Genomic DNA, 10,638 nt, shown 5'->3' on the forward strand with positions numbered 1-10,638 from the left:
GATCCAACTCACCGCTCGGATAGAAGGTCGGGTCTGGGCCGGTATAGCCGTCATGCGGCTTGGCCCAAGTACAGTCCGCCCATGACCCGGTCTCCGCCCGCTGACCACCGCATAGAAGCCGGCGTGCAGCGCGGCCGCAAAAGGATGATACCAGCGTCGATCTGGCCCTTGGCTTCGGCGAAGCAAATCACGCGCCGCACCTATTAAGGTGAGTGAACGATTGTGACGCTAGTCTAGCTGGCCAGCGTTAGCCTGCCGTATCGGCTGACCTCGCTCGCAATGTCAGATATAAGACTGTCGAGCGCTGGATTTCGGACCTTCTTGGCCCGCCGCACAATATAGGCGAGCCCGGGAGGTTCAGGTAGGAGGCCGTCGATAACCTCCATGTCCTTGAGAATATGACGATCGCTGAGTAGCGCAACGCCCAATCCCGCGCTTACGGCGGCTACGATACCCGCAGCGCTGGAGCATTCGAACAGGGTTTCGAGCTTCACTCCGCCGTCTTGCCCGATGTCAATCGCCCAGCATCGGTAGAAGCAGTCGTCGTCGAAGGAAAGGAACGGGATCGGGCCTTGACGGCTGAACGACAATTCGCGGGACTTGACCCAGTGCAGGTCCTCCCGAAACAGCACGACGTCGGTTGGTCGGATCTCGTGAGAGAAAACCTGCACCACCGCCATGTCCAGTTCACCGCGTTCTAGCATTGACCTCAGCACGAGACTCATTCGGACTTTCGTCCTCACGGTGACCTGGGGGTGCAAGCGGTGGAAGCGGCCGAGGATGCGCGATAGGTCCGAACATGTCGTGTCCTCGGTGAGGCCCAACATGATCCGGCCTGCCAGGTCCGACTTCGCCAAGCTCACAAGAGCCTCGTCGTGCAGCGCAAGAATCTTCGCTGCGTACTCGATGAGTTTTTCGCCGTCGGAGGTGAACATCCCGCCACCGGGCCGTCGGTCCAGAATGTTGCATCCGAGACTCGTTTCCAGGCGTTTGATTTTGTGGCTTACCGCGGACTGCGTCAGCCCGAGCGCGTCGGCTGCTCTGGTGACACCGCCATGGAGCTTGACAGCACGAATTGCGCGCAACGCGTCGATGTCCAGTCGTCTGCTGTTGATGTCGGTCATCCGCGACTTCCGCTGTGATTGCTATACATGACGCGCCAGCATCACTTTGACAACACCGTATGAACTCGATGGCATGTTTGTCATCACCCAATCGATATTTGTCATGTGCCCGATGCCTGCAGATCGGCTACTCGGTAGCGACATGCAACCTAGGCACGCAAGTGACAGCCCTTCCTTCGTTTTCAGAAATTGTGACCCGGCACCGTATTCTCTATCCTCTGTTGGCGGGATTGCTGATCATCGCCTGGAGTTCCGGTTTCGTTGGCATCCGTTACGCAAGCGAACAAGCCAGCGTAGCCGTCCTGCTGTTTTGGCGCACACTGTTGTCAGGAGTCATCCTCCTTCCGTTCGCACTTGCGTTCGGGCCGAGGATGCGCCTGCGCGCGGTCATATCCCAAGTCGGGTTCGGCGTGATGGCCGTCTTCATTTATCTCGGCGGCTTCGCGCTCGCGATCGAGCAACGCGTGCCGACCGGGTTGGTCGCGCTGATCTCTGATCTTGTGCCGCTGGCAGTCGCGGCCATGTCGCAGCCTGTTCTGGGGGAACGGCTAAACCTGCGGCAGTGGCTTGGCACTGCCGTCGCGGTGACGGGCGTACTGATTGTATCTTTCGACAGCTTGAGCTTCGGAACTGCGCCCGTGTGGGCCTACGAGTTAACCCTTGGCTCGATGATGGTCTTCTCCTTCGCGTCGGTCCTCCGCAGGGGCCGGGAGTCGCTGAACATGCCCGTCCACCAGAGCCTCTGCGTTCACACGCTGACTGGCGCGGTCCTGTTCGGCATCTGCGCCATCGCTCAGGGAGGGGTTGAGCCGCCGATGACGGCCGAGTTCGCCATCGGAATGGTTTGGCTCGTGTTTATTGCCACCTTCGCCGCCTATTCGGTCTATTACACGATGCTGAGCATGTACCCCGTGGCGAAGGTCAGCGCCGCCATCTATCTGAGTCCCCCCGTAACTATGCTGTGGGCCTGGGTGCTGTTCTCGGAGCCTCTCACGCCGGCGATGTTTTTCGGCTTGGCTGTGACGGCCGTAGGAGTCTGGCTGACGGCGCGCGGATAGTCCCAGTTGGACTTCAAGCAACCCGGAACAATATTACGCACGGTCCACACGCTCAATCCAAGTCTGCTTTAGCTTGCCCTTAGCAAAAAGCTGAATGCCCGCTTACGGCCCGTTGCGATTATAGCGCTCTTGGTCGCTTTGCCCTCGACGGCGCCTTTGGCCGTGGCCTGCGCCCCTCCCAATGGATCTGCCGTTCATACAGGCAGCGACATCTCTGGCCATTGCGGTGACCGCTTCCTCGTTCCCGTCGGCGCCCCGGGGATTGCCGCCGAAGCCCGCGGGTTCCGCATTTGCGAACCTGCTGTCCAGCTATCGCGCGGAAGCAGCGTCGCCGGCGAGTGCGCGACGGCGACTGGCGCGTATTGGCTCAGCCCGAAGCGGAATAACGCTGATGGCAAGCGGCGAACCCACCCACCACTGATGGATAGGAGGGATATAACAACGTCGTCGTAGGATTAGACAAGTCTACCCGACGAACGGGCAACCGGTGGGGGCCGCCCACGCCCATAACAGTTGCGTCGCAACAATCGATCCGAAGGAGAATTTCAATGACGACTGTGTCGCTCGTTACTGGTGCAAGCCGCGGCCTTGGCCGCAACACCGCTATAAGCATCGCGCGCCGTGGCGGCGACGTGATCTTCACTTACCGCAGGGGCGACGAGCAGGCGAAGGCCGTCGTCGCCGAGATTCAGGCAATGGGTCGTAAGGTCGTGGCGCTGCGTCTCGACGTGACCGACATCGGCTCGTTCGGGCGCTTCGCTGATGCAGTCAGGTCCCAACTGTCGACCACGTGGGGACGGGATAGGTTCGACCACCTCGTCAACAATGCCGGCCAGGGTGAAATGGCAAGTTTCGCCGAAACCACCGAAGCTCAATTCGACGCACTTTTCGACACCCATGTTAAAGGCGTCTTCTTCCTCACGCAGGCTCTGCTGCCGCTCATTGCCGACGGAGGCCGCATCGTGAACTTCTCTACGGGATTGACGCGCGTCTCGTACCCCGGCTTTTCGGCCTACTCCGCCGCAAAGGGCGCGGTGGAAATCCTCACGGTCTACATGGCCAAGGAACTGGGAAGCCGGGGCATCGCCGTTAACACGGTGGCGCCTGGCGCGATCGAGACTGATTTCCTGGGCGGCGCGGTGCGTGACATGCCTGATCTCAACAAGCAGTTTGCGAACATGATCGCGCTGGGCCGCGTCGGCTTGCCCGACGACATCGGTCCGATGGTCGCCAATCTGCTCGGCCCCGACAATCGCTGGATTACCGCGCAGCGGATCGAGGTTTCTGGCGGGCAGGTGATTTAGGCAACCGGCCCGGTCAAGGTAAAGATCAACAAGGGCGCCGCCGCGGTCTCGCGGCAGCGGCCTTTCGGCACTCATGCGGTGCTTTCTTCGGAGACTTTCTTTGGATCGAACGGCGGTTGCTGGAAAGGTTCTGTGACGCCAAGCGCCCGCTTCTGCGGGCAACTCAGGCCGAGCCGCAAGGCCGCACGACTACGCCCGATCGGCTGGCTGGCCAGCCTTGGCGCCGCCGAGGACGCAGTCGATCATCTCCTGGGCGGACCCAAGATAGTTGGTCGGCTCTGTGAGCTCGTGCAGACGCTTCAGCCCAAGATGGGCGGCAACCTCGGGCGTGCCCGCGAGAACCTCAAAGAGCGACTGTTCGGTTTCCAGCGCGCGACAGCACCCGGCATAGACGAGGTCGTGCGCCGTTTGCCTTCCGGTAATCGGCGCGAGCGCCACCATCACCGCCTCGGCTACGATCAGGCCGCGCGACACGTCCAGATTGGCGCGCATGCGTTCCTGATGCACTTCTAGCCCGGAGAGCAGGAAGTGGGCTTGGCTAAGTGCGCCTGCCGTCAGCGCGAATGCTTCGGGGACCGCCGCCCATTCGAGATGCCACGGGCCAGTCGCGCGCTCGAAATCGTGCACCATTGCGTCGAGCATCAATCCGGCATGCTGGCGCACCAGCTTTGCGGCGGCGATGATGAGCTCGCACGAGATCGGATTGCGCTTCTGCGGCATGGTGCTCGATGCGCCGCGATGGCGCACATAGGGTTCCGAAACTTCGCCGAGTTCGGTCGCCATCATGATGGAGGTATCGAAGGCGAGCTTGGCGAGGCTGCCGCAGATCAGGGCGAGCAGTTGCACCGCTTCGGCCATGCCGTCGCGCGACGAATGCCAGGTGATCGCCGGCGTGGCCAGCTCCAAGATCCGCGCAAGTTCCTCCTGCGCCGCCAGTCCTCTGTCGCCAAAGGATGCCAGTGTGCCCGAGGCGCCGGAAAATTGTACGACAAGTACGCGCGGGCGCATTTGCGCCAAGCGCTCGCGGTGCCGTTCGAGCGCGCTCAGCCAAACGGCCGCCTTGTAGCCGAAGGTGATCGGCAGCGCGTGCTGCAGATGCGTGCGTCCAGCCACAGGAGTCGCGCGGTGCGCCTTCGCCAACTCTCGCAATGCGCCCATCGTTTCGGTAAGTTGGCGGTCAATCCGGTCCAGCGCGGCGCGCACCTGCAGGACCGTTGCGGTATCCATGATGTCCTGCGTGGTTGCTCCCCAATGCAGTAGCGCCCGGCCTGCCCTGCCGCATCTGCGAGTTGTTCGACGATCGGGAGGATCGGATAGCCGACGATCTCGGTTTCGCGCCGCAGGCGCTCGAGATCGAACTGGTGGTGATTGGCGGCGTTTGCGATGCCGAGCCCAGCTTCGGCAGGAATCATGCCCAGGCGCGCTTGTGCCCTCGCGAGTGCGACTTCGGTCTCGACGCAACGGCGTATGAAAGCGCCGCTGTCGAAAATCGAGCGCATTTCGGGGTCTGTGAAGCTCGCGCCAAAAAAGGGAGAATCGATCAGAGAAAGGGTGTTCATCACAGGTCTCCGGTACGCTGCTTGAGTTCGATTTGATCATGCAGGGGCATCAAGCGGCGAGCACAGTCGCTTTCCTCTCGACAGTGAGGACGACGGTGGCGAGCAGGGCGAGCCAAATGGTTGCCGCGGGCGACCATTGCGATCGACACGGACGCGGCGATCGGCATATGGGCGCTGGCCGGCCCGGGGATGGGCGCCTGCAGCGCCCGCCATTGCTCGACAGACTGGCTGTGCAAAATGTTCACGCCGTTCTGGAGAACAGCGTCAACACATTGGCAAGCAGCGTAGGCCCTGCGTCGATCAGGGTCACCACTCCCTCCATCGCGGTGACACGGTGGATCGGAATCGCTCCCGCCGGGCTGTCTCACTGCAGGTTCACATGCTTGGTAATCTGGTAGGGATCGAGGATCTCAATGCCGCCTTCGGTGTCGATGCCGCTTTCCTTCCAGCCGCCGAGGGGTGCTTCGGGTTGGTGCGTCAGGCCCCCGTTCACGCCGACAACGCCATATTGCAGGGCGTCGACCAGCCGACGCTGCCGCGCACCGTCATGGGTGAAGACATAGGAAGAGAGGCCGAATTCGAGCCCGTTCGCCCTTTCCAGCATCGACTTCTCGTCGTTGAACGGCAGGATTGGCGCCACGGGACCGAACGGTTCCTCGCGCAGAATGGCCGCCTCGTCGGGAACATCGGTCAGCACGGTCGGCGAGTAGAAGTTGCCGCGTCGGTCCAGCCGCTTACCGCCGGCAAGAATGGTCGCGCCGCGTCCGCGTGCGTCGTCGACAAGCCTTGCGATGGCGTCGACCCGGCGCTCGTTGGCGAGCGGGCCCATCTGCGTCTGCTGATCGGTGCCGTCGCCCACGCGCAACGCATTGGCCAGTTCGACGAAGCGCGCCGTGAAGCGCCGCGCAATGCTCGCCTCGACAAAGAAACGTGAAGGACATAGGCAGATCTGGCCGGCATTCATGAACTTGGCATGCACCAGCAGTTCGGCCGTCGCTTCGGGGTCGACGTCACCGCATACGATCACCGGTGCATGGCCGCCGAGTTCCATGGTCACCGGCTTCATCGCTGCCCCGGCGGCCGCGGCCAGACGCTTGCCGATCGGGATCCAGCCGGTGAAGGTGATTTTGGCCACTTGCGGCGCATTGATGAGCTGGGTCGAGACATCGTTGGCGTCACCGAACACGACTGCGATCGCGGCCGGATGGACGCCCGCCTCGAGCAGTGCCTTGGCCATCTCGATCACCGAACCGGGCGTTTCCTGCGAGGGCTTGCAGATGATCGCGCAACCGGCGCCAAGCGCGCCTGCGAATTTCTTCGCAGCAAGCGCCATCGAGAAGTTCCAGGGCGTGAAGGCGGCCACCACGCCGATCGGATGCGGTTGCACCTCAATGCGTTGACCGGGCGCGCGGCCCGGGACGATGCGGCCGGAAATCCGCCGCGCCTGTTCGGCCCCCCATTCGAGGAAATCGGCGGAGCGCTCGATCTCGATGCAAGCCTCGCGAAGCGGCTTGCCCTGCTCGCGGGTGATGACATTGGCGATGCGGACGATGTCTGCGCGCAGGCGCTGGGCCGTGTCCTTGAGGATGCGGCCGCGCTCCCAAGGCGGCACGGCCTGCCAGGATCGGAGCCCGCCCAAGGCGACCTTATCGTCTCGTCGATATCGGACTTGGAGGCAAAGGCCACACTGCCAAAAGCCTCGCCGGTAGCGGGGTTGACGACATCGACTGCGATACGGTCGGAGCCTTCGCGGCTCTCGCCCTCGATCAGAAGCTGGAACATGCTGGTCATGGAAAGACTCCTGGCTTGCGGGCACGCTGATCGGGTAGGGCGGTTCAGCCCGAGAGCGCTTTGACAATGGCGTTGGTAAAGGCCGGGATGTCGGACGGCATGCGGCTGTAATGAGATTGCCATCGATGACGACTTCGGCGTCCAGGACCTGCGATCCCGCGTTCCTCAGGTCAGTGCGGACGGAGTACCAGCCGGTGGTGCGCCGGCCGCGCACGATATCGGCCTCAATTAGCACCCAGGGGCCATGACAGATGGAGGCAACCGGCTTGCCGGCCGCGTCGAATTGCCGGACGATCTGAACTGCTTCCTCGGTCATCCGTAGCCTGTCCGGGTTCACCACGCCGCCAGGCACGATCAGGGCGTCGTAGGCGGCGACATCGACGTCGGACAATTGCACGTCGGGCGCAATCTCCCGCTCGGAGGGGTTCGAGCGGCCCGTCGCCATATCGTAGACGACGCCGCTGATCGATCCCGTAGCGGGCGAGGCCAGAGTCACGTTCGCGCCGGCGTCGAGCAGCGACTGACGGGGGAGGTACAGTTCGTCATCCTCAAACCCGTCAGCAGACAGGATCAGGACATGGCGGTTCGAAAGGTCGGTCATCTGAACTCTCCTCGACTGCGGGGGGAGCCATCTAGGATCCCGCTCCCGTTGACCGGCACAATCGCCCCGGCCCGGACATCGCGGTTGCCCAAAGCTTCGGCTTCCTTGCCTATTACTCCGAGGTGGATTGTGCGTCGCGCGCTCCGGAATATACTCGCTACAATGACACACACGCTGCTTGAAGCCGTTCGCCGCCATGCCGACGCCAATGCCGACAGTTACGGCATTGCCAGAACCGATGTGCCGGGGTTGAGTACGATCCGGGCCACTCGTTCCAGCGAGTTGCAATATGCGATCAACTGCCCGCTGGTGGCTCTGGTCGTCCAGGGTGGCAAGCGCGTGACCATGGGCAGCCAGACCTTCGAGTTCGGCGCCGGCGACTCGCTATTGATCGCCGCGGACGTGCCGACTGTGAGCCAGATCACCCGCGCGAACGCCGGCGTGCCTTATTATTCGCTGGTCCTCGAGCTCGACGCCGCGGTGATCGAGCGGCTGGCCGTGGAGATGCGCGTCGTGCAGGCAGGTGTCGGCGGACCCGTCCGCGTCGACACGACCGAGGCAGAAGTCGCCGAAGCCGCTTTGAGGCTGATGCGCGTGCTCGATCGGCCGGCGGCCTTGCCCGTGCTTGGGGATCAGCTCGTGCGCGAGCTGCATTTCTGGCTTCTCGCGGGCAGGCATGGCTCGGCCATCCGCGCGCTGGGCGTTACCGATAGCCATGCACAGCGCATCGGCAAAGCAGTAGCTCTCATCCGTGAAGGATTTGCGCAACCGCTTCGCGTCGAGCAGCTAGCGGAGAAGGCCGGCATGAGTGCCTCCTCTTTCCACCAGCATTTCAGAGCGATCACCTCGCTCTCGCCGCTGCAGTTCCAGAAGCAGTTGCGCCTGATTGAGGCGCGGCGCATCATGCTGTCAGACGGCATGCCCGCGAGCAGCGCCGCCTATGCGGTCGGCTACGAAAGCGTGCCGCAGTTCACGCGCGAATACGGCCGAATGTTTGGCGTACCGCCTGTCCGTGACATCAAGCAGGCCAGGGAGCGGATGAACGTTGCCGCATAGCTAGCGATGGGCGCCGTGGTCTGACAAAGCTTCCCAACCACGCAGTCACCGAGTTTTCGGTCAGGGCCTGACCGTGGTTCACCGTGCAGGCACTGGTGGTGGACGGCGGCAGCACCACCATCATGCCGAGCAAGCCATGTGACGTGCTCCCCTGAAATGCCATGATACGTGCCATCCCTTCACTCGACCTTTCCCGCCGCCGCGCATTGCAATTTGGGCTGGGAGCTAGCCTTGCCGCCACGACGGGCCTGGCGCCCGTTTCTCGCGCCTACGTCAAGGAGGAAGTGCAGGACGAGGACATTTTCTGCTTTGCGCTCAACCTGGAATACATGGAGGCCGAATACTACCTCCGCGGCACCACCGGAAAAGGTATCGACGCCGGAGATGCCGGTTCGAAACCCGGCGACGTCGTTGGCGGAAAGAAGGTGCCTTTCGAGACACCCGCCATCGGCGAATTCATGCAGGAAGTTGCTGAAAACGAACTCGCGCACGTCCGATACTACCGCAAGACGCTTGGAAAGAACGCCGTCGATAGGCCGGCAATCGACTTCGACGCAGGATTCAAAGCCGTCGCGGAAGCGGCTGGTCTCGGTGCGGACTTCGACCCCTTCGGCAACGAGACGAACTTCGTTCTCGGCGGGATGCTGTTCGAGGATGTCGGCGTCACCGCCTACGCCGGCGCGGCGACAGTTCTAAAGAACAAGGATTTTCTCGCCGCCGCTGCAGGCATTCTTGCGGTCGAAGCCTATCACATGGGAATGGCGCGATCTACGCTATACCGGAAGGGAGAGAAAGCCTGGAAGGCCGCCAACGCTGTCTCCGATGCCCGAGACAAAATCGACGGATCGGACGATAAGGACCAGGGGATCCAGGTGGATGGCAAGGCCAACATCGTTCCTTCAACGCCGGACGCGATCGCGTTCACCAGGACGCCGCAGGAAGTGCTGCGGATCGTCTATCTCACCGACAAGGCGGGGGTGAGCAAGGGCGGCTTCTATCCGGAAGGGATGAACGGCACGCTCAAAAGCACCTGAGCCGCTCGCGCGATCAGATCGCCGGAAGGACACAGCGGGCCTACCGTATTGCCCGCGCGGCTATCGAGCTTCGGGTAGGAAAAGCGCCCGGCAACCATGCGCTGGCGGTCTACTCCAATACATGGCTTGCGGGGACCGTCGAAACGGCTGTAACAATCGCAAGTGGCGGTTACAAGTGTTGCTCCTGGCCAGGAAACAGCCTGCCGGTTCGGTCTGGCCGCTGCGTTACGCTCAAGCGCAGAATTCCTCAACTGATGCTCGGCTGGCGGCAACTTGCTCGCCAGCCGAGTTGAGTTCAGGCGGTGGTCGGGGGAGACTGGCCAGCCACACGCTGGTGATTCCAACCTGTGCCGATGTGCCAATCAGCAACCTTCGTCGGTCTTTTTCACCTGGCCTGGCGCGGCGGTGTTGCCTGTCGTGTCCTGCTGACCAGGCGCCGCCTGCTGAGCGCTGCCAGTCTGCTGGCCGGGCGCGCAGTCCCTGGCCGAGTTCGGATTCGTGGTGCCGCTAGTGGTGGTCGTGTCGGTGCCCTGATCGCCCGACATGTTGGTCCCGCTGCTCGTCCTGCCGGTGCCCTGACCCGTCGTACTGGGCATGGTTGTCGTGGTCGAGGTTCCGGTCGTCGAGGTTCCGCTGGTCGAGGTTCCGCTCGAAGTTCCACTGGTCGTCTGGGCAAAGGAAAGCCCCGCCGACACCGCCAGCACGGCCGAAGCCAAAAGGATGCGTTTCATTTTCTTTCTCCTGTCTGAATGCGCCGGGTGCGCTGGCAAATCCAACAGGCAGACAGAAGGAGTGTTCCCCGATGAAGTTCAAGTTTTGTAACTCTGGTCGTAGGTCAGCCTTAGGATGGCGGGCGTATATTAGAAGCCTCTTGAAGAGGACACTGCCCGCACCAGAATCCATGGCATGGCTCGGGGAATAGGCATTGGTGACCAGGTGGCGATTACTGCCACGGTTCGAAGGCGGGTAAAAGAGGACCGCGTAAGCGTCTCGATCCCAGGTTACGACTTCCCACATTCCATCATCGATCACACCAAGGTGAACCGAGGCCAGCAAATCGACCTGAAAGGCGAGGTCACGCGCATCGACGAGGACACCGTGACGATCGACC

Annotated in this window: 7 protein-coding genes and 1 pseudogene; 4 read left to right on the top strand and 4 right to left on the bottom strand. The window is 62.4% G+C overall.

The features are described from left to right. Window positions 1-233: 233 nt before the first annotated feature. On the bottom strand, window positions 234-1,124 hold the full coding sequence (locus tag NKH37_RS26420) for a LysR family transcriptional regulator (protein ID WP_353041797.1): 891 nt from the start codon (window positions 1,122-1,124) through the stop codon (window positions 234-236). A 161-nt stretch (window positions 1,125-1,285) separates the two neighbouring features. Here NKH37_RS26420 and NKH37_RS26425 point away from each other — a divergent pair, with 161 nt between their 5' ends. Both NKH37_RS26425 and NKH37_RS26430 read left to right on the top strand, forming a co-directional pair. Continuing rightward, entirely contained in the window at window positions 1,286-2,182 is an 897-nt protein-coding gene (locus NKH37_RS26425; protein ID WP_353011074.1) for a DMT family transporter, read from the top strand. A gap of 548 nt (window positions 2,183-2,730) precedes the next feature. Continuing rightward, the gene (locus tag NKH37_RS26430; RefSeq protein WP_353011072.1) at window positions 2,731-3,486 is read left to right on the top strand and encodes an SDR family NAD(P)-dependent oxidoreductase; all 756 of its coding nucleotides are present in this window, start codon (window positions 2,731-2,733) and stop codon (window positions 3,484-3,486) included. 189 nt (window positions 3,487-3,675) lie between these two features. Here NKH37_RS26430 and NKH37_RS26435 read toward each other — a convergent pair. Together NKH37_RS26435 and NKH37_RS26440 are read right to left on the bottom strand one after the other, a co-directional pair. After that, window positions 3,676-5,045, bottom strand: a pseudogene (locus NKH37_RS26435) (class-II fumarase/aspartase family protein). Window positions 5,046-5,409: 364 nt separating this feature from the next. After that, window positions 5,410-7,635, bottom strand: coding sequence for an aldehyde dehydrogenase family protein (locus tag NKH37_RS26440; RefSeq protein ID WP_353041799.1), 2,226 nt, complete (start codon window positions 7,633-7,635; stop codon window positions 5,410-5,412). Here NKH37_RS26440 and NKH37_RS26445 point away from each other — a divergent pair. Beyond that, window positions 7,600-8,493 (top strand): AraC family transcriptional regulator, encoded by an 894-nt coding sequence (locus NKH37_RS26445; RefSeq protein ID WP_353041801.1) that lies wholly within the window; start codon window positions 7,600-7,602, stop codon window positions 8,491-8,493. The two genes, NKH37_RS26440 and NKH37_RS26445, sit on opposite strands and share 36 nt — an antisense overlap. A gap of 161 nt (window positions 8,494-8,654) precedes the next feature. Beyond that, window positions 8,655-9,527, top strand: a complete 873-nt coding sequence (locus tag NKH37_RS26450; RefSeq protein WP_353041803.1) for a ferritin-like domain-containing protein — start codon at window positions 8,655-8,657, stop codon at window positions 9,525-9,527. A 362-nt stretch (window positions 9,528-9,889) separates the two neighbouring features. Here NKH37_RS26450 and NKH37_RS26455 read toward each other — a convergent pair whose 3' ends face one another. After that, window positions 9,890-10,258 carry a hypothetical protein gene (locus NKH37_RS26455; protein WP_353041805.1) on the bottom strand — a complete coding sequence of 123 codons (369 nt, stop codon included), beginning with the start codon at window positions 10,256-10,258 and terminating at the stop codon, window positions 9,890-9,892. Between the last annotated feature and the right edge of the window lie 380 nt (window positions 10,259-10,638).

The organism is Mesorhizobium sp. M1217, from assembly GCF_040318275.1.
Lineage (GTDB): Bacteria > Pseudomonadota > Alphaproteobacteria > Rhizobiales > Rhizobiaceae > Mesorhizobium.

Bases quoted from the DNA above. Each gene is read 5' to 3' on its own strand.
- NKH37_RS26420 (WP_353041797.1), bottom strand. From the start codon at position 1,124: ATGACCGACATCAACAGCAGACGACTGGACATCGACGCGTTGCGCGCA.
- NKH37_RS26430 (WP_353011072.1), top strand. From the start codon at position 2,731: ATGACGACTGTGTCGCTCGTTACTGGTGCAAGCCGCGGCCTTGGCCGC.
- NKH37_RS26445 (WP_353041801.1), top strand. From the start codon at position 7,600: ATGACACACACGCTGCTTGAAGCCGTTCGCCGCCATGCCGACGCCAAT.
- NKH37_RS26440 (WP_353041799.1), bottom strand. From the start codon at position 7,635: ATGGCGGCGAACGGCTTCAAGCAGCGTGTGTGTCATTGTAGCGAGTAT.
- NKH37_RS26450 (WP_353041803.1), top strand. From the start codon at position 8,655: ATGATACGTGCCATCCCTTCACTCGACCTTTCCCGCCGCCGCGCATTG.
- NKH37_RS26455 (WP_353041805.1), bottom strand. From the start codon at position 10,258: ATGAAACGCATCCTTTTGGCTTCGGCCGTGCTGGCGGTGTCGGCGGGG.